This window comes from Syntrophobacter fumaroxidans MPOB (assembly GCF_000014965.1).
Lineage (GTDB): Bacteria > Desulfobacterota > Syntrophobacteria > Syntrophobacterales > Syntrophobacteraceae > Syntrophobacter > Syntrophobacter fumaroxidans.
Genome location: NC_008554.1, coordinates 4,566,159 through 4,586,454, shown reverse-complemented (window position 1 = coordinate 4,586,454; position 20,296 = coordinate 4,566,159). Strand labels below are relative to the sequence as shown.

Below are 20,296 nucleotides of genomic sequence, written 5' to 3'. Positions count from 1 at the left end.
CAAAAAGCAATCGTTGCGATCCGGTAAATCGGCGAATCCGTAGCTCATGAATCATTCCCCGGTGTTCCGGGGCTCGGGCACCCCGCCCCTTCCCGAAGGTCGACCGCACCGGGTCATCCTTTCCAGAATCAACCGGGCCAGTTTCGGGCCGGGACCGGGGTGTGACGCCATGAACTCGATTGCGGCCGTCCGCATGCGCTCCCTTTTCGCGGAATCGGCGAGGCAGCTTCGCATTGTGTTTTCGAGTTGGGCGGCATGGGGCACGCAACAGGCACATCCGGCTTCAAGCAGGTCTTTTTCGATCTCTCTGAAATTGAACAGATGAGGTCCCCACAGGGCGGGCTTCCCATGCCGGATCGCCTCCAGGGGATTGTGCCCGCCGAACGGGACCATGCTGCCGCCGATATAGGCGACATCGGCGAGCGCGTAGAATCGGCTCAATTCTCCCATGGTATCCAGGAGATAGACGGACCCGTCGTGAGCGGTCCGGCCGCTCGACCGCGCAACCGCGCTCAAATCGTGGCTTTCGCAAAGGGCGAGCACTTCGGACCTTCGCGTCGGCTGACGCGGGGCGAGGATCAGCAAAAGACGGGGGTGTTCGAGCAGGAGGGAGCGATGGACCCGGAGCAGGAGGTCCTCTTCTCCTTCGTGGGTACTTCCTGCAATCCAGACCGACCGGCCGGGATCAATGCCCGCGCTTTCGCGCAGGGCGGCCGATTCCTCCGCCGTCGGGAGGGAACCCGAAGCATCGAATTTCAGATTCCCCGCCGCGACCACCTTTTCCGGCAAGGCCCCCATCGCCAGGTACCGCTCCCGGTCCTCAGCGGACTGGGCGAAAATGAGATCGAAGGCTCGGTAGAGACCCCCGATCCACGCCTTCCAGGGGACAAGCTTCCGAAACGATCCGGGCGAAATCCTCCCGTTGAGAAGCAGGGCGGGGATGCGACTCCGCCTCAGGGAGGCCAGCAGGTTGGGCCAAATGTCCGTTTCCACGAGCACGAAAAGATCGGGTCGAATCCGTTCGACCACTTTCTTCATCGCCCATGGGAAGTCGTGAGGCAGGGTAAAAAAAAGGGCGGCAAAGGGTGCCAGTTGGTCTTCGGCAATCCTGCGTCCCGATTCGGTGGCGCTCGACACCACCACCTCGAGCTCCGGGCACCGGATTTTCAATTCCTTCACCAGGGGCGTCACCGACACGGTTTCCCCCACAGAGAGTGCGTGGATCCATATGCGGCGCGACGTGCGCGAAGACCGCGGCGGCAGGCTCACGCCCATCCGCTCCCTCAGGTTGGACCGGTATTTTCCGTCCGTCTTCGAACGCACCAGGTAGTAAAGGAGTAACAAAGGCCAGGAGAGGGTCAACGGTGCGTTGTAGAACATCCCGGCAAGGGGCGCTGCAACCGCGGCCGGCTTCATGGTTCGAGCATCCTCAGAGCCATCGTCGCCACCCGCCGGGCGACGCCCGGTTGCCCGAGGCGCTCCCGAATCCCGGCGAACGCGCGCCTCTGAGCGGCCGGCAACGCCGGGTCCCGCAGGAAATCCAGCACCCGTTCGCACACGATGTCCGCCCGGGCTTCCTGTTGCAGGAGCTCGGGAACCACGCCCCGACCGGCAATGAGGTTGGGCAATCCCACGTACCGAACGCGGATGAGGTCCCGTCCGAGGGTGTAGCTCAGCCTGGAAACGCGGTTTACGATGATCATGGGAGTGTCGAGCAGGGCGGCTTCCAGGGTGACCGTGCCCGATACGGTGACGATGAGATCGCAGGCCCGTATGACTCCGTAGGTATCCCCGGAGACAACCCGGGCGGGCAGCTTCGCTTCGGCCAGGGCCGAGCGAATGGGTTCGGGAGCCAGGGTGGGCGCCGCGGGGACGATGAATGAAAGCCCGGGCATGCGCTCCCGCAGCCGACGCGCAGCCTCGATCAGGACGGGAAATACGAGCCTGACTTCACTCTGCCTGCTCCCGGGCAGCAGGCCGATCAGGAGCGACCCGTCGGCTGCGCCGTAACGCGTCAGGGCTTCATCCCGCGGCGGGGCGTTTCGGACCGCGTCGAGCAGAGGATGCCCCACGTAGCGGACCGCCATTCCATGACGGCGGTAGAAGTCCACTTCAAAGGGCAGGATCACCGCCATTTCATCGACGACGCGCTTCAGCGTCCTGACCCGGCCGCTTCTCCAGGCCCAGACCTGGGGGCTGACATAGTAGAGGATTTTCATCCCGCAACGCCTGGCAAGACGCGCGAGCAAAAAGTTGAAATCGGGAAAGTCGATGAGAACGATCAGGTCCGGCCTCTGCCGCACGATGTGATTGCGAATCCGCTTCCAGGCGTTGAAGATGTCCTTCGCATGGCGGAGAACTTCCGTGAGCCCCACCACCGCGATCTCTTTGTTGTCCGCCAGGACCTCCGCTCCGGCGTTCCTCAGCATCGTTCCGCCCAGGCACGCAACACGCACGTCCGGCCGAAGCTCCTTGAGCGCCCGCACGAACCCGGCCCCGTGCAGATCACCAGACGCCTCACCGGCACTCAGAAAGACCCTTGGAGGACGTTGCGCGAAAGCTCCCATTTCTCCCGCATCTGCTCGTCGATTTGCCGCGAAATGCTCAATGCCACGTCCAGCGCACGGCGCCCGTCGTTCCCGTCGACTCGGGGCCTGCCGCCGGTTTTGACCGCTTGCAGGAAAGCGTTCACTTCCTCTTCGAGCGCGTCGCGTTCATCGATCTCGATCTCTTCCATGGACATTTCAGGATAGCCCGAATCATCGGCCTCCTCTTCCCGGTACACCGCGTAGGCCCGCTTCCGGCCGTAGTCCGCCGCGACATAGCAGTCTTCCTGGAAGATGCGGAGCTTGCGCAGGTTCTTCAGCGAGATTCGGCTCGCAATGAGATTCGCCACGGCCCCATTGGCAAATTCCATGCGCACGTTGGCGATATCGGGCAGTTGCGTGAGGACGGAAACCCCCGAGGCACGGATCTGCTTCAGGGGAGACTGGACGATGTGAAGCGCGATGTCGATGTCGTGGATCATGAGGTCGAGGATGACATCCACTTCGAGGCCGCGTTCATTGAAGAGGGCCAGCCGAGTGGACTCCAGGAACATGGGGTTCTTGAGCCTGGGAAGGATGGCCGTGAAAGCGGAATTGAACCGTTCGAGGTGTCCCACCTGCAGCACGCAGCCCTTTTGTTCCGCCAGTGCGATCAACCGGTCCGCTTCCTCGATCGTCGTGGTCATGGGTTTTTCGAGCAGCACGTGGACTCCGGCGGCGAGAAAATCCCGGGCGATGGCGAAGTGATTGGGAGTGGGCGTTACGACGCTGACGCAGTCCACTTTCCCCATCAGTTCGCGATAGTCGGTCAGGGGGGCGGCGTCCACCTCGGCGGCCACCCTGGCCGCCTGTTCGGCGTTGATGTCGACCACGCCCATGAGTCGCGCTTTGGGCAACCGGGCATACTTGTGGGCATGAAATCTCCCCAGATACCCCACGCCCACAACACCCACCCGCAGTGCATCGGGCCTCGACTGCCGGATCAGGACCGGGGTCTGATCCGTTCGAAGAATCGATTGCGCGGAACCCCGGCCCATGAAATCCGGCAGTCCGATCTTGGACGGCCGCTCATGGACTTCGGGAAGCGTCTCGTCGGGCTGCACCAGGATCGAAATCCCCGCCGCGTCCGCCGCATCGATCATCTTCTCCCGGTCGAACATGAGCGTCTTGCCCGCCTCGACGGCCAGAACACGGGCTTTCACCCGCTTCATCGTCTCGATGGTGTCATACCCGACGGCCGGCACGTCGAAACGCAGATCCTGGATCGGCTTGCTCACCTTCACGATGATGGCGCCTTCCCGGCACAGCCGCCCGCCCCTCAGGATGGTGGAATCGGTCCCGTCGATCCCTTCCACCGCCAGGACCGCCTGGTTCTTGACGACCAGGCACTGCCCGATGTCCAGCCCACCGATCACCTTGGCCATCTTCCAGCCGAAAACGATGTCGACCTGCTCCCGATGATTGGGCTTGCGCCGGGTCAGGATGCCTTCGGGAGCGAGCAGAGACGGCAGGAACATGGTGGAAGGCTCGATCTTTATTCCTTCGCTTTCGAGCTCGTCCGCAAACGCTCTGAGCAGGGAGTCGTCCTTCTTGTTCCTCAGGCTGTTCAGAAACTTCACCGCACGCCAGTCAGGCCTTATGCGCGTGTAGAGTTTCGTTTTGTTGATCGCGCCCGCCATGGCGGCCCGGGTGATTCCCGCCCTGCGAAAAGCGTTGATCATCCGGCTCAGCTGCCCAAGTTTCAACATGTGAAACTCATTGACATACTTGGACAATGCGGGATCGGTTTCCCCCTGGAACCCGAGGGCCACGACCTCCACTCCGGCCTGCCGCGCCGCGTGAGCAAAAAGGAGCGGAAACTGCCCGCTCCCCGCGATCAATCCGATTCTTTCACGAATCGGATCACCGGTCTTCAGGTCAAAATCGGCCATATAGATTTACCTTATCACGCCTCGCTTCGAGCTTCCCACGAATTCGAGCAGGAGTTCCACTTCCGCGCACGTTTCCACTTCCACGCGAATCTTATCCACGGCGTCCCGGACGTTCAAGCCTGAACGGAACAAGATTCTGTAGCTCTTCTTCAGGGCGCTCAGGACATTCGCGGAAAAGTCGTGCCGCTTGAGGCCGGTGGTGTTGAGACCGTAGAGCTTCGCGGGACGTGAACCCACCACCAGCATGTATGGGGGAACGTCCATGCTGATGCCGGACCCTCCACCGATGAAACTGTACGTGCCGATCCTCACGAATTGGTGAACGGCGACGGCTCCGCCGAGGGCCGCGAAATCCCCGATTTCGACGTGCCCGCCGAGCACCGCGACGTTGGCCATGACGACGTTGTCCCCGATCTGACAGTCGTGGGCGATGTGCGCCGCGGACATGATGTAGTTGCGGCTGCCGACCCGTGTGGTGCCCCGTCCGCGCCGCGTGCCCCGGTGTATGCTGACGTGTTCGCGAAAGACGTTGTCGTCGCCGATGAGCACGCGGGTTTCTTCGTCCCGGTAGCTGAAATCCTGGGGAGGATGCCCGATGGCAACGAATGAACACACCTGATTCCGGGCGCCGATCGTGGTCCAGCCGTCGATGACGGCATGAGGTCCCACCGAGGTGCCGGGACCGATTTTCACGTTCGGCCCGATGATGCTGTATGCCTTTATGACAACGTCGTCAGCCAGTTCGGCTTTGGAATCCACAATGGCCGTAGGATGAATTTGCATTGACGCTGGTTCTCCTCGAAACCTGCAGGGGCACTCGCGCGCGGACCTTCGCCTAGGCTTCCCGTTCGGATTTCGCGGCGCCGATGGTCGCCAGCAGTTCGGCTTCGGCCACCAGTTGCTCCTCCACGAAAGCTTCCGCGCTCATCTTGAACGTCGGTCCCCTGCGCTTCAAGATTTTCAGCTTCAAAATCAACTGGTCTCCAGGCCGAACCGGCTTGCGGAAGCGAACCTTGTCCATCCCCATGAAGTAGATGGGCTTGCCGCGGAAATCGGAGACGAGCGTGAACGCGAGGACCCCCCCGGTTTGCGCGAGCGCTTCGATGATCAGCACTCCGGGCATGATCGGTTCCCCAGGGAAGTGCCCTTGGAAGAAGGGTTCGTTGATCGTCACGTTCTTGAGCCCCACGATCTCTTCCGAGGTCAGCTCGAGAATCCGGTCCACCAGGAGGAACGGATAGCGATGCGGCAAGTATCCCATGATTTTTGCGATGTCCATAAGGTCATTCCCCGTCGAGTGCTTTTTCGATCCGTTGCACTTTCTCGACCAGCAGCCGCAATTCCTCCCGAAACCGCGCGAGACGCTGGATATTGGCGTAGGTTCTTTTCCATTCCCTGGCCGGTACACCGGGTATTCCCAGGATGTCCTCGCCGGCCCCGACGGAATGATGCACCCCCGACTTCGCGCCCACGCGCGCGCGGTCCCCTATTTCAATGTGCCCCGCCACACCGACCTGGCCGGCGAGAACGACGTGACTGCCGAGTGTGGTGCTCCCCGAGATGCCCACCTGGGCCACAAGGATCGCGTGTTCACCGATCACGACGTTGTGCGCGATCTGGACCTGGTTGTCGATCTTGGCGCCCCTCCGGACCCAGGTCCGGCCGAAAGTGGCCCTGTCGACGGTGCAGTTCGCTCCGATTTCCACATCGTCGTCAATCTGCACGATCCCCGTCTGCGGAATCTTGACGTGACGCCCTTTCTCATCCTGGGCATACCCGAATCCATCGCTGCCCACGACCGTTCCGCTGTGAACGGTCACGCGATTTCCCAAAAGGCATCGGTCCAGGATCACGGCTCCGGGATAAAGCATGCAGTTCTCACCCACCCTTACGCCGGGACCCAAGTAGGCCGAACCGTAGATGCGCGTTCCCGGCCCAACGACGCAGTCCTCCCCGATGTGCGCCTGCGGACCGACCGATACCCCTTCCCCCAAATGCACATTGGGCCCGATGTACGCGCCGGGATGGACCCCCGGAGCGAGAAAGGGAGGCTCGGCGAACAGCTGCGCAGCCCTGGCGAAGACCACATACGGGCGTTCGGCGACGAGCAGAGGGAACTCCAGCTCCGCCAGGGCGGGAGACACAATGATGGCCGCCGCCCTGCATTTCGAAAGCAACGGCTTGTAGCGGACATCCGTGATGAAGCTCAACTCGTCCGGAAGCGCATCTTCCAGAGAATTGACTCCACGGATTCGAATGGCGGGATCGCCTCGGACGGCGGCTCCCAGAATCTCCGCAAGCTCCGAAAGCGAGTAGGACTTCCTGGAATCACCCTGGAAACAGCTTTCCATCGGATTTTCTCAATGAATGGGCCATGGACGAGCAGGGGGATCAGCGGGCTGGGGCCGGCGCAGGGAGAAACGCCCTCCCTGCCGCCGGCCTCTGCATTTTCTTTCCTGACGAACACCGGCCTGAGTGCCCTCGCCGGGGAGGCCTATTTCTGGGGCGATCGATCCAACTCTTGAATGATCCTCTTGGTCAGATCTTCCTTGTCGTTGGCAAAGACCAAACCCGCCCGCTCCCGCTCGAAAATATAATCGAACTTGTCCTCTCTTCCGATTTTCTTCACGATCTCCAGGATCTTGTCGATCAACGGAGCGCTCAGCTCGTTGGAGAGCTTGTTCATCTTGGCGTTGGATTCGGACAGCAGCTTCTCGCCTTCCATCTGCATGTCCTGGAGCTCTTTGAGCTTCTTTGCCCTGGTTTTTTCGTCGAAGACGTCCTTCTTCCTGTCGAATTCTTCCTTGGCGGTCTTGTAGGACTGAGCCTTCGTGTCGACTTCTGCCTTTATCTTTTCCCCCTGTCGCTTGAATTCCTCATTGGAGCGCTTGCCCCACTGAGACTGCTGCAGAACCAAAGGGATATCGAAATACCCGATCTTAGGATTGCCTGCGGCCAGGACCGGCATGGAGGACGCCAGGAAAATCCCCAGGAACAACAAGATCCACATCGACTTCTTCATTTTCATGTTTTCCACTCCTTAGAAAAAAGCACCTGCTGAAAACTGCCATTGGTAATTGTCTTCACCCGGTTCTGGATCGAGGTTTATACCGATTTCCATCCTGAGCGGTCCGAATGGAGAGTTCCACCTGATACCGGCACCGGCGTCGGTCCGAAACTTGGAGACATCAAAACTCTGGTCTCCGGTAAACGCATTTCCGGCGTCGAAGAAGACCACTCCGCGAATCCCCATCTTCTCGGCTATGGGAAAAAGCAACTCCGCGGTCATCACTCCGTACTTCACACCGCCGACGACATTCCCGTAGGCATCCCGGGGGCCGACATCCCCCCAGTTGAAACCGCGCAGGTTGTTGATGCCTCCCAGGAAAAATCTTTCATAGATGGGAACCGGATTGTCAACGGGATCGATCTGATAGAGATACCCGTATTCGCCGCGCAGAAACCCGATGAATTTCCAGACATGCAGCGGGACGTACACACCCGCGTGCATTTCATATTTCAAGAAGTTGCTGTCACTGCCGAAAGCCGGGCTGGCGTACTGGCCGGTCGCCGCGAGGACGGTTCCCTTGGTCGGCAGGAACGGATGATCGGTGGTGTCTCTTTCGAATCCCAGGGTGAACGCGCTCAGAGTGGTCCACCCGACCTGCGATTGGATATACGGGTCATCGACGCTCACATCGGTCACGTGCGCTCTTTCCCAGGAGTAGTACGCCAGCAGCCGGCTGTACTGACCGAACGGATAGGCGGTGCGAAGCCTGAATCCGGTGGAATCCTTGACGAAAGTGTCGTAATCGCGCAGCCAGTTGTACAGATCGATGCCCCCGGCCACCTGGTAGCCGAACAACCATGGTTCGGTGAAACTGAAGATGTAGCGCTGCGCCTCCTCCCCGAAGTAGGCCTTGACGCCGATCGTCTGGCCCCGCCCGAAGAGGTTCCGCTCCATGACCGCGCCGCTGGCGAACAAACCGTCGTCGGACGAGAAGCCGCCGCCCACGCTGATCGACCCGGTCAGCTTCTCCTTGACCTTGACCTGGAGGTTCATGACGCTGGACGTTTCCGTATCGAGCGGCACGATCTGCACATCTTCGAAATAATCCAGCTTCTTCAGCCGGGAGAGGCTCTTCTCTATCTTGCTGGCGCTGAACATATCCCCTTCGAAAATCTTCAGCTCGCGCCGAATCACGTAATCGCGGGTCCTGGTATTGCCCGTGATAAAAATCCTTCCGATGTGCACCTGCTCGTTTTTCTTTATTCTGAACTCGATATCGCTCGTCTTGGTGCCGGTATCCCGCTGGATGGCGGGGTCGACCTCCGTGTGCGCGTAGCCGTCGTCCATATAGGTCTTGGAAATCAGGTCCATGTCATGCCTGACTTTCTCCCGGCTGAAGTGGTCCTTCACGCGCACGTCCATCTTTTTTTCCATGGCGGGGGTGCCTTCGATCATATCCCCGCTCAGCTTCACCGACGAGACCTTGTATCGCGCCCCTTCCTCGATTGGAATTTCGATATAAAACCCGTCGTCCTTGCGAACCACCTCGGGAGTGCCCACCTTCGCGTCCATATACCCCTCATCGTGGTAAAAGACGGTGAGGCGGTCGACATCGGTATCCAACACTTCCTTCTGGAGAATCCCGCGTTCGGAGATCATGGAAATGAGGAACATCTTCTTTTTGGTCTGCATCACCCCGCGCAATTTCCGCGCGGAGATGTGAGTGTTTCCGCGAAAGTTGATTTTCTTGATCCAGATTTTCTTGTGCTCTTTGATGTCGAAAGCGACCGTTGCTTTTCGGGGATCCTTCGGGAAGGTGATCGACGACTTCACGTCCGCGGCGAAGTAGCCCTTCTGCTGGTAAAGCTTGAGGATCTTCTGGACGTCTTCGGTCACCGTGGTCTCCTGAAGGATCGTATACGCCTTGGTGCCGATGGCCGCCAGGATGTCCTTCTCCTTGATCTTCTTGTTCCCCGCGATGCGCACTTCCTGGACGGTGGGATTTTCCTGAACGACGAAAGTCAGGACCTTGCCGGCGGGCGAATCCGATTCCTCCACGTCGACCTTTTCGAAATACCCCAGCTTGTAGATGGCCCTGATGTCCTCCCGAACCTGCCCGGGGCGGATCCCTTCCCCCTTCTTGCTCTTGACGGCGGCCTTGATGGCATCGGCTTCAATCCGGTCGTTGCCCCGGACCTTGATATCCGCGATGACGCCCTTGGACGTCGCTGCCATGGTCATCTGCTGCACGATCCGGCTGCTCGCCGCCGCCAGGTTTTCGATTCCCTTTTCCTCGGCGAACAGATTCGCCGTCCTTTTCTGCCCGGACACATCGCTCAGCTTTGCATCGAGACTGATGGTGTTGCCGAGCATATTGAAGCTGCCGAACAGAACGTAACCGGCCCCCAGTCTGCGCCCCAGGGCCCGCGCCTGCTCTTCGGTGCGCGGGGCTTCGCCCGGTTTGACGACCTTGCGGACTTCCGCGGAGTCGACAACTTTCACGCCTTCGGTGGCGGCGATGCGGACCAGAGTTTCCTCCACGGATTTCTGGATCGAAGCCTGATCTTTCGGACTGTGAACGACGAAAGGAAGTATGGCGACTCTCGGATTCTGCTCCTGGGCGTGTGCCCCCCAAGCCATCGTGAATACAGCCGCAAGGACCAGTAGTACCCTCTTGACGTATTTGTCGCTCACCATCGTATTATCCTTTGCCCCCTAAGCGCGTCCCGCCACTGCGGCCCCGTTCCCGACAGCCGCCTGGATTCCTGTCGTCGAAGGTATTGGAGAAATCGTGCCGAAACCCCGTGCCGCGATCCGTCCCCCTCCCGGAGCGGGGAATCGAACCGCACGCACAGGAGCGTTCCTTGTCCGGCGCCCGTCGGCATCGGCAAAAGAAAAAGAAGTGCCGGGCACTTCAAAAGAGAGCCCGACTATACCACCTTCTCCCGTTCATCCCAACAGAATTCTCTGAGAACGACCGTACTTGCGCCGGACATCGACCGGCACGGCGAGAGGCCGTGGTTCGCCGTTCCGACCGAATCCGCGAGGTCACTCCTGCTTGAGCTGTCCGTCCACGAGATGGAGCACCCGGTGCATCATGGAAGCCAGTTCCGGGTTATGGGTGACGATGACCATGGTCAAGCCGAGCTCCTCGTTGAGCCCAACAAGCAGCTCGTGCAGCCTCCGCCCCGTGCGGCTGTCCAGGTTGCCGCTCGGCTCATCCGCGAGAAACAGGCTCGGCCGGAGCAACAATGCGCGGGCCACCGCCACGCGCTGCTGTTCTCCCCCGGAAAGCTCTCCGATCCTGTGTGTCAGCCGGTGCGTGAGGCCGAGCTTTTCGATCAGCACGAGCGCCTTTTCTTTCACCTCGCCCCTGGGCTGTCCCGCGATGAGACCCGGCATCATGACGTTTTCCAGTGCGTTGAATTCCGGCAGCAGGTAGTGGAACTGGAACACGAAGCCGATATGTCTGTTGCGAAACTGGGCCAGTTCCTTCTCTTCCCAGAGAAAGACGTCCTGCCCGCCATAGAGCACTTTCCCGCCCGTAGGCCGTTCCAGCGTGCCGATGATGTTGAGCAGAGTGGATTTCCCGGCGCCCGAAGCCCCCACGATGGCGATACGCTCCCCGCGGCGGATCACCATGTCCAGGTTCCGGAACAGCTCGATGGACTGAACGCTGCTGCCGAACACCATGGTGAGCCCAAGGGCGTGGACTTCTATGGACTGCCGGTCGTTATTCATATCGAAGCGCTTCCGCCGGATCCAGCTTGGCCGCCTGCCGCGACGGATAAAGCGTCGCGATGAGGCTGATCATGATCGCCGCCAGAGCGATGAACGCCACGTCGGACCCCTCGATTTTCACGGGCAGCTTGGAAATGTGATAAATGCCCGGCGGCAGATCGATGAACTTGTAACGTTCCAGTATTCCGCAAAGGCCGAATCCCCCGAGCAGCCCGAGGATCGTGCCCGAGACGCCGATCATCAATCCTTCCAGCACGAAAATCTTGCGAATGCTGGCCGTGGTCGCCCCCATGGCCTTGAGGATCGCGATGTCGCGCCCCTTCTCCATGACCAGCATGATCAGCGAGCTCACGATGTTGAAAGCGGCCACCAGGATGATCAGGGTCAGGATGACGAACATGACGACCTTTTCCAGTTTGAGCGCCGAGAAGAGGCTCCGGTTCATCTGCATCCAGTCGCGCGCCCAGTAGGGGGCGCCGAGCCGCTCACGCAGGGACTCGGACACCTTTGCCGCCTCGTAGATGTCTTGCAGGCGGATCTCGACCCCCGTCACCGTATCCCCGATTCCCAGGAACTGCTGGGCGGCCGGCAGGTCCACGTAGACAAGGGTATTATCGTACTCGTACATCCCCGATTGCAGCATCCCCACCACTTGGAAAAGCTTGCTCTTGGGGGTTTGCCCCATCGGCGTCAGCCGGCCGGTCGGGGAAATCATGGTGACCCAGTCCCCGGTCCTGACCCCGAGATTGCCGGCCAGTTCCGATCCGAGGATGATCGCCGGCGGGGCATCGGCGTCCCCACGCGGCGACGAGAGATCCGCCAGGTTGCCGATCATGTTTTCCTGGAGCCGGATGACCTTCGAGGCGGACAAAGGGTCGATGCCTCGAAGGATGGCCCCCGAAATGCCCCGTCCGGAGGTGAGCATGACCTGGCTGTAGACGAACGGCGCGGCGGCGACGACCCCCGGCTCCTTTTCCACTTTGGCGATAACGTCCGGGTAGTTGTTCATCGCCCCCGTGAGGCTCCCCACCACCACGTGCGACGTCACTCCGAGAATCCGGTTGCGCAGATCTTCCTGGAAGCCGTTCATCACGGCCAGGACCACGATGAGCGCCGTTACGCCCACCGCCACCCCCGCGATGGAAATCAAGGTGATCAGCGAAATGAACGTCTGGCGCCGTTTTGCGAAAAGATAGCGCAAACTGACGAAAAGTTCGAAATTCATGGTCGCCTAGATCTTCTTCTCCGGCCTGAGATGTGGGAACAGGATCACGTCGCGGATGGATGGAGAATCCGTGAACAGCATCACCACCCGGTCGATTCCGATACCTTCGCCCGCCGCCGGCGGCATTCCGTACTCGAGGGCACGAATGTAGTCCTCGTCCATGAAATGCGCTTCCTCGTCCCCTTCCTGGCGTGCCTGGAGCTGGAGGAGGAAGCGTTCGCGCTGATCGCGGGGATCGTTCAACTCGGAAAACGCATTGGCCATTTCCCGGCCCGCGATGAACAGCTCGAACCGATCCGTGACCGCTGGATCGGATTCGCTGCGGCGCGAGAGTGGAGAGACTTCCAGCGGGTAATGGCTGATGAACGTCGGCTGGATGAGCTTGGGTTCCACTGCGACGTCGAAGATCTTGGTCAGCAGCTTGCCGTGGCCTTCGAACCGCTTGGTTTCGATCCCCATGGACCGGGCGACGGCGGCGGTGTGCTCGGGATGCTCCAGGGCTTCCCGAGGGACTTCGCCGACCTCGACCAGCGAATCGAGCAGCCGGTAGCGTCGCCAGGGCGGCTTCAGGTCGATCGTCATATCCTGGTAGGTGACCAGGCGGCTCCCGCCGTTCACGGCGTCGCAGAGCACTCCGAACAGCTCTTCGGTGAGCTGCATGAGGTCTTCGTACGTGGCGTAGGCCTGGTAGAATTCGAGCATGGTGAATTCGGGATTGTGCTGCGTCGATACGCCTTCGTTGCGGAAGTTGCGGTTGAGCTCGAAAACCCGCTCGAACCCTCCCACCAGGAGCCTTTTCAGGTAAAGCTCCGGGGCGATGCGCAGGAAAAGCTCCATGTTCAGGGCATTGTGGAACGTCTTGAACGGCTTGGCGGTGGCGCCGCCCGGGACCGCCTGCATCATCGGCGTTTCGACTTCGAGGAAATCGCGCTCGGACAGGAACCGGCGCACGGTCTGCACGATCGTGGCCCGTTTGCGGAAGGCCTCGCGCACCGGCTCGTTGACGATGAGATCCACGTAGCGCTGGCGGTAGCGGATTTCCACGTCCTTGAGGCCGTGGTATTTTTCGGGCAGGGGCCGGAGGTTCTTGGTGAGAAGGCGCAACTCCCGGACGAGCAGCGTCAGCTCGTTGGTCCGGGTGCGGAAGAGCGTGCCCGTGACCCGGACGAGGTCTCCGATGTCGAGCTTTTTGGTCAGCGCGTAGGTTTCCTTGCCCACCTGGTTTTGCTGGACATAGAGCTGCACGCGGCCGCCGGCATCCAGGACATGCATGAAAATGGACTTGCCGAAGGACCTGAGCGACAGGATGCGCCCGGCCACGGTGAACGTTTCCGGAGACGCCTCTAGCTCTTCGGCGCTCTTGTCCGCATAACCGTCCAGGAGGTCTTTGATATGATGTGGAACCGGGTATCCGTTCGGGTACAGGGGAACGCCGCTCCCCTCCAACTCTTCAGCCTTCTGCAGCCGTTCCCGCATGACGATATTCAGATCTTCCATTCCGAACGAACCCTTTCCCTATCCTTACCATAGCCGTCAAAGCGCCCGTTTAAGTGGACGAACGTTAGTTTATTTGCGTCACCACGTCAAGGGCATTTCCCCCCGGGCCTTGCCCGGCATGGATTCGTTGGCCGGCCGCACGCGTCTTCGCACCCGGCGATCCAGCCGCCGGGGATGCCCATCGCCCGATCGTTTGAGCGCTCATCGCCTTCGGCTGCTCAACCGCGGCGTCGTGCTCACCCGCGCCCGTTCGATCGCCTGAGGGTCGTCCCGAGCCATGCCGATCACGAGGCCGTAAACGGAGCCCGCTCCCGATGGGCTCCGGGTCGTCAGGCTCCTTTCCGCGTCGGGTCGGCGGCGTTGAAGTCATGCCCGGCCGGCCGCGGGTCGCCCCTCGGCCTGGATGGACTCCGCGTCCCGGTGCCCCTCATCGGGCCGGCTTCGGATCGCGCATCGCACTAGGCGCCGCAACCGGCGAGACCCGCTCCAGCGGGTTCAGTCCTTCTTCTGCTTCGATTTGGCCATGGCGGACCAGGTGAAGGCAAGAATCAGGACGCTGATGACGAGAAGCGTCCAGTCCTCCCCGCGGGCCACTCTGAAAAGGCTGTAGACGAGCAGCAGCAGGCCTCCGGCAAGGGAAGCGTACTGCGTCTTTCGATCCATCACATCCTTGCTCCTTGATAACGTCCGAAAAACGCTATTTGCATCGGGTCAAAGTTTTTGATTTTTAGCGATTTTTTTTTGGAAACGCAAAGACAAAATACAACCGGGACCCGATGCGGCGGGCCGGGCGACGGGAACTCCCGCCGCCGGGCGCGGGTGCGCTCCCGCCGTGGCGTCGTTGCGGCGTGGCGTGAGACTGAAATGCCTTCCCCGCATGTGCGTGCTACTGGAAAACCCCGAGTTGAAACCCTGGAGATAATGGAGAATCTCCCGGGGGCGTGCGCTCTACCTGTCAATACGAATTGAGAATTAACCCTTAATTACGAATTGAATTTTTACCCCCTGGTTTTGATGAATGGTTTTGGTAACGGACTCCCGTCATTTTGGTTGAGAAATGAAGGGCGGAGCGTTGCGTCGTTGCGGCGTGGCGTGAGACAATAATGCCTATGCCGCACTTGCGTGTCGGCGCTGCGGGCACTGTGACCCGGGGTGAGGCAGAACCGGAACACGTATCTCCCCCGCGCGGGCCCGTATCGCAACGAGACAATGCCGGACCATGACGACACAACAACGCCGGAGGCTCCGTGAGCGCACGCGGCGAGGTCCCGTGCTTCGTGCAACCCCAATCATGAATAAGGAACTCGCCGAACGAGCCGGGACCGGCCGCAATCCTGGAAAATCATTGACAGGAAGCGCCTAAAACGACTATGTAGAGTCCAGCTGAAGTGTTCGCCTGCCCCGCCGGACAGGAGGGTCGGCTGCCCCCTCGCGGAGGACGAATCCGGCTCGAAGGGTGCCTTTGCCGGCCGCCGCTCTTGCAGATGCGTGTCCGGGCCAAATCCGGGGCAACGGGGCGAGGCCGGAGAACTCGAGGGGTCCGGTAATCTTCGATGGACACTGCCCAACCCGCGGAGGGCTTCGCCTCACCCGGGTACCTCCCATGCGCGCCTGTAGCTCAGTTGGATAGAGCAACGGACTTCTAATCCGTAGGTCGGGGGTTCGAATCCCTCCAGGCGTGCCAATTTGATATTCGGCAGATACTTCATTGCCTCATTTGCCGGCCTATTGTTAACCACAAATCTTTCATCGCCGCTCCAAAGAAGCTCAGCATTACGATTACCTAGAAAATAGACTCCCTCGGGAGTCTGTTTTCATGCTTCGCGGGTGAAGCGCAGCCTCATGGATAATTACCTAGAAAATAGATTCGCGGGTGTCGCGGGGGGCATGGATAATTGCGTTCAAGTTCTTTGTCTCAAGAAGGAGACGATCTCCTCCACTCACCCGGGAATCTCACATATGGTGCTCAAGAAACGAACGGACATCCTGTAAGATCTTGTCTCGACAAGAAAAAACATAAAACAAGAAAGATATCCGTCGAAAACACTCCGTCACAGACGACTCTTTTCTGCAAACCTTGATTCGCGTCCTGCCGTGGTCGAGTTCTCGGTCGGCCCCGTGACCTCGGACGGCGGCTCATTGCTGCTGCGCGAAAGTCTGTCCGCACCATTCATAATGACCGCATTCGAGGGATTTCCCGGCGAGCTTCGTGAACAATGCGCGCCAGGACGATTGGTGTGGAGTCGGCCCCAAGGCAGCTGGAGCCCCGGTTGTGGATGGGAGACATCTGCCGCTTGAGGCTCAATCACCCTGGCTATGCGATCTCCAGGACCCTCCGGACCGTCCCGGCAAGGCGCTGGAGGGTGACCGGCTTCATCAGCAAGGCCCTGATACCGATACTGTTGACGGCATCTTCCGAGATCTCTTCACTGAAGCCTGTACAGAGAATAATGGGGAAGTCGGGCCGGATCCCTATGATCTCTCTGGCAAGATCGATCCCCGTCATGCCGGGCATGGTGTAGTCAGTGATCATCACGTCGAACCCCTCCGGTTGTTGCCGAAACAGGGAGAGCGTGGCGACACTGCTTGTCATCGCGGTAACCTTGTATCCGAGATATTCCAGCATGCGCTTGATGGCGATAACCAGTTTTTCTTCATCATCCACCACGATGACGCTCTCACTTCCCGTAGCGATCGAGACAGGGGCCACCTCGATGGATGATGCTTCTCTTTCCAGCTTCGGCAGGTGCACGTGGAACACGGTTCCTGCCCCCGGCTTGCTGTGGACGGTAATCGCGCCGTTGCAGTTCTTGACAATGCCGTGAACCACGGCCAACCCGAGACCGGTCCCTTCACCGGAGCCTTTGGTCGTGAAATAGGGATCGAAAATGCGATCGAGGACGGTGCGGTCCATCCCATGCCCGGTATCCTGAACCGTAAGCCTGAGATACCGCCCCGGGCTGAGACCCATGACGCCGGCATCGTTCGCCGGGTCGAACGCCACTTGGGTCAGGAACACGGACAGAATGCCTCCATGCTCCCGCATGGCGTGAGCGGCATTGGTCGACAGGTTCATCAGGATCTGGTGGATCTGAGTGGGATCTCCCAAAGTCAGGTCCTCACCCTCCGGGAGATCGATCTCCCCGCGAATTTCAACGGTTGTCGGCAGAGTTGCTCGAAGCAGTTTCAAAGCTTCCTTGACAACCGGGACAGTGCGCAGCGGCCTCTTCTCCTGAACGTGCTTGCGGCTGAAGGTGAGGATTTGCGCCGTCAGACCCCTGGCCCTGCGCGTAGCCTTCAACACCTCGGCGATACTCTCTTTGGCGCTGGAGTCGAAAGGAAGATCGAGGTTGGCGATCTCGGCGTACCCCATGATGATCCCAAGGATATTGTTGAAATCATGGGCGATTCCTCCAGCAAGGGTGCCGATGGCCTCCATTTTTTGGGCCTGTGCCAGTTGAGCCGTCAGTCTGTCCTTCTCCTCTTCAATCTGCCGCTGTCTCGTGATGTCACGAAACGCCACAACCGCTCCCAGCACCTTCCCGCCCTCGATAAGAGGGGCGCAGCTGTACCTCACCGGGAAACTTGAGCCGTCTTTCCGCCAGAACGTGGCTTGCGTGAGCGAACAGGCTCTGCCGCTCCGATAGCTTTGATAGATTGGGCACTCTTCTTCAGGAAAACGGTCTCCGCTCTCCCTGGTGTGATGGTACATGTCGTGGCCCCGCCGACCGATGAGCTCGGCGGGCTCGAATCCCAGCATTCCCATGGCGGCGGAGTTGACAAAGGTGTGCCTCCCTTCCACGTCCAGCCCCAGGATGCCTTCTCCGACCGAGTTCAAGATGAGTTCGTTTTGACGCCTGAGCTGCTCGATTGCTTCCTCCGCCAGCTTCCGTTCGGTGATGTCTTCAACGAAACCCTCTATGTGGAGGATATTGTCGTGTTCGTCCCGCACCGTCCAGAGATGAATGTTGCCGATGAAGGACGTTCCATCCCGGCGCAGAAAGCGGCCTTCCGTCCGGACGGGCTTCCGGGTCTCAAGGAGTCTCTGGACGATCTCCTTCCTGCGGGCGGGATCATCGTAAACGCCGGCGAGATTGCCCACAGAATCTTTCATCTGTGCAGGCGATTCAAAACCGAACATGACGGCGAGAGCCGGGTTGGCATCGACAAGACTGCCCGTCGGCGTGGATCGGAAGATCCCGAGCACGGCATCCTCGAACAGCCTCCCGTACCTCTCTTCGCTCCGGATCAATGCCTCCCCTGCCTGCTTCCGCTCAGTGACGTCGGTGATGAATCCATGCCAGACGATACTTCCGTCATCCAATCGCTCGGGCGTCGAATTCCCCAGCATCCATCGGACGGGCCGGCCGGGAACCTGTACTCGAAAGGTACATTGCCAAATCGTCATCGATGCGGCAGACTCTCCAATGGAACGGATCACGCCACCCCAATCCTCGGCCGAGATCACGCCGGCTATGGGAGAGTAGTCCTCACGCACCGCTTCCGGAGTGCAGCCAAAAATTTCCCTTACGGCGTCCGTGGTGAACGGGACGCAATAGGTGCCGTCCGGCCTTCTCTTAAACTGATAGATCATTCCGGGAACGTGGGAGGAGAGTTTCTTGAACCGGTCGTCACGCTCTTTCAGTTCCTCTTCCGCCTGCTTGTGCTGGGTGATGTCGGTCAGCATCGCCAGAGCGCCCTCAAACTGTCCGGACGCACTCACAACAGGACTTGTCGAGACCATGGCCCACAGTTCGGAACCATCCCGCCGGACGAGCTTGAACTCGTAAGTCCCCGGCATCCCGCTTTCCCGCCCGGCCATCTTTTCCCGGGCAAGCAGCCGTCCTTCATCATCCATGAACTCCTCGATGTGCCGTCCCAGCATTTCACCGGGCTCGTACCCAAGCATCCGCTCGAGCCGGGAGTTGACATAACTGGTCTTCCACTGACGGTCTGTGAGCCAGATGCCTTCCTCGGTCGTCTCAATGATTCTGCGGTACCGCTCTTCGCTCGCCTGCAGGGCTTCATAAGCCTGTGTCCTTTGAACCGCGGAATCCTTCAGGCTGAGACGCATGGCTTCAAGGGTCCGGGCCAGGGTGCCGATTTCCCCTCCCCGGATGCCTGGCACCGGCTCTTCCAGATTGCCGGCGCCAATGGTGCGGGCGACCGCCTCGAGCCGGGACAAGGGAGCGGTGATGCGGGTGCTGACCAGGAGCCCCATGAGCGCGGCGGCTATCGCGCTGAAGAGCATCACGGCCATAATGATATTTCTCAGGTGCATCGCGGGGGCGTTGGCATCGGCCAGTGGTTGTTGCACCACCACCCCCCAGCCGCTCGGGGTGACGGGAGTGAAGGCCGCGAGCATCGCGATGCCCTCGAAGTCATAGGTGACCACCCCGCTTTTCAGGCTCATGGTCTCGCGAACCGGTGCATATTGGCTGAAATTCTGCTGTTCCAGGGAACGCCTCGTCTCCGGGTGAGAGATCACAATCCCCTGGCGGTCTACCAGAAAGGCATGGCCACGAGAGCCGATTTCGGCATCATGGATCACTTGATTGAAGTTCTCATGGTGAACGTCGAAGGTGGCGACCAAGACCCCAACCCTCTCTCCGAGTTGGTCGACGATGGGCATCGAAACCGCCACAGTGATGGTCTTATCCAGGGTCAGAATGCTGTCGGAGAAGAAACGGCGTCCCTCGTTGCGTGCCACCTGAAAGTACTCCCTCATGGCCAGGCTCTTGCCCACGTGTTCGGGGTGGTCCACGAAGGAGACGACCGTGCCGTTATGATCCAGGACGATAAAAGAGGTTACCCCTCGCTCCATCGTTCGGGCGGTACCGATCTCCTGATCCATCCAGGCGGGGTCCATTTGTTTGACCGAACGAAGCTGGACGATACCTTCCAACAGCGACAATTTGTCCTTGAGCAGGTTTCCCAGCGTGTCGGCCAAGGCATGCGCGAGGATGGACTGTGATTCCTTGGCCCTTTCCGTCAGCGTCTTCATTCCCCGCTCTACCGCGACAATTCCCAGCAACAGCAGGGCGATCACCACCAGGGCGGTAAAAGGAAAGGCGATTTTGAAGCGCAGACTCCCCAGGCATGAGCCTTCATGTCGTCCCATAATTGCCTCCATCCCGAACCAAGCGACTCATGAGCCGGTTGCTCGATGCGGGCGGGGGTGAAGCCCACTCCCACGCAAGAACTTGTGCACCTCATCGCAAGGGGCGAGGCAGGGTTTATTCCCGCCCGCCCGGGACGCAGTTCCGCACCGGGTTGGTGACACTGATCCCTCAGGTTGCCTCAATGAAAGACCCTCAGTTGGCGTTATGGAAAATGCCTGCTCGAC

General features: G+C 60.0%; 13 protein-coding genes and 1 tRNA gene. 1 reads left to right on the top strand and 13 read right to left on the bottom strand.

The window, feature by feature from the left end; all coding sequences use genetic code 11:
- Positions 1-51: 51 nt before the first annotated feature.
- The 12 genes from SFUM_RS19410 to SFUM_RS23200 form a co-directional block, all read right to left on the bottom strand.
- Positions 52-1,416 carry a 3-deoxy-D-manno-octulosonic acid transferase gene (locus tag SFUM_RS19410; RefSeq protein WP_011700547.1) on the bottom strand — a complete coding sequence of 455 codons (1,365 nt, stop codon included), beginning with the start codon at positions 1,414-1,416 and terminating at the stop codon, positions 52-54.
- Positions 1,413-2,567 carry a lipid-A-disaccharide synthase gene (gene lpxB / locus SFUM_RS19405; protein WP_011700546.1) on the bottom strand — a complete coding sequence of 385 codons (1,155 nt, stop codon included), beginning with the start codon at positions 2,565-2,567 and terminating at the stop codon, positions 1,413-1,415. Before lpxB ends, SFUM_RS19410 begins: the two co-directional genes overlap by 4 nt.
- A complete protein-coding gene (lpxI, locus tag SFUM_RS23635; RefSeq protein ID WP_011700545.1) occupies positions 2,528-4,477 on the bottom strand; it encodes a UDP-2,3-diacylglucosamine diphosphatase LpxI domain-containing protein in 1,950 nt (649 codons plus the stop codon). Before lpxI ends, lpxB begins: the two co-directional genes overlap by 40 nt.
- Positions 4,478-4,483: 6 nt before the next feature.
- Positions 4,484-5,260, bottom strand: a complete 777-nt coding sequence (gene lpxA, locus SFUM_RS19390; protein WP_011700544.1) for an acyl-ACP--UDP-N-acetylglucosamine O-acyltransferase — start codon at positions 5,258-5,260, stop codon at positions 4,484-4,486.
- Between the two features lie 52 nt (positions 5,261-5,312).
- Complete coding sequence (fabZ, locus tag SFUM_RS19385) at positions 5,313-5,756, bottom strand: 3-hydroxyacyl-ACP dehydratase FabZ (RefSeq protein ID WP_011700543.1); 444 nt, start codon at positions 5,754-5,756, stop codon at positions 5,313-5,315.
- 4 nt (positions 5,757-5,760) lie between these two features.
- Entirely contained in the window at positions 5,761-6,828 is a 1,068-nt protein-coding gene (lpxD, locus tag SFUM_RS19380; RefSeq protein WP_011700542.1) for a UDP-3-O-(3-hydroxymyristoyl)glucosamine N-acyltransferase, read from the bottom strand.
- Between the two features lie 143 nt (positions 6,829-6,971).
- A complete protein-coding gene (locus SFUM_RS19375; RefSeq protein WP_011700541.1) occupies positions 6,972-7,505 on the bottom strand; it encodes an OmpH/Skp family outer membrane protein in 534 nt (177 codons plus the stop codon).
- Positions 7,506-7,517: 12 nt separating this feature from the next.
- Positions 7,518-10,184: an outer membrane protein assembly factor BamA gene (gene bamA, locus SFUM_RS19370; RefSeq protein WP_011700540.1), complete on the bottom strand. Its 2,667-nt coding sequence runs from the start codon at positions 10,182-10,184 to the stop codon at positions 7,518-7,520.
- Between the two features lie 351 nt (positions 10,185-10,535).
- The gene (locus SFUM_RS19365) at positions 10,536-11,228 is read right to left on the bottom strand and encodes an ABC transporter ATP-binding protein (protein WP_011700539.1); all 693 of its coding nucleotides are present in this window, start codon (positions 11,226-11,228) and stop codon (positions 10,536-10,538) included.
- Positions 11,221-12,453 (bottom strand): lipoprotein-releasing ABC transporter permease subunit, encoded by a 1,233-nt coding sequence (locus SFUM_RS19360; RefSeq protein ID WP_011700538.1) that lies wholly within the window; start codon positions 12,451-12,453, stop codon positions 11,221-11,223. Before SFUM_RS19360 ends, SFUM_RS19365 begins: the two co-directional genes overlap by 8 nt.
- A gap of 6 nt (positions 12,454-12,459) precedes the next feature.
- Entirely contained in the window at positions 12,460-13,950 is a 1,491-nt protein-coding gene (gene lysS / locus SFUM_RS19355; RefSeq protein WP_011700537.1) for a lysine--tRNA ligase, read from the bottom strand.
- A gap of 495 nt (positions 13,951-14,445) precedes the next feature.
- Entirely contained in the window at positions 14,446-14,613 is a 168-nt protein-coding gene (locus SFUM_RS23200) for a hypothetical protein (RefSeq protein ID WP_153307224.1), read from the bottom strand.
- Positions 14,614-15,557: 944 nt separating this feature from the next.
- Between SFUM_RS23200 and SFUM_RS19350 the strand changes: the two genes are divergently transcribed.
- Positions 15,558-15,634: transfer RNA gene (locus SFUM_RS19350), tRNA-Arg, on the top strand.
- 630 nt (positions 15,635-16,264) lie between these two features.
- Here SFUM_RS19350 and SFUM_RS22170 read toward each other — a convergent pair.
- Positions 16,265-20,071 (bottom strand): PAS domain S-box protein, encoded by a 3,807-nt coding sequence (locus SFUM_RS22170; RefSeq protein WP_011700536.1) that lies wholly within the window; start codon positions 20,069-20,071, stop codon positions 16,265-16,267.
- Positions 20,072-20,296 lie beyond the last annotated feature (225 nt).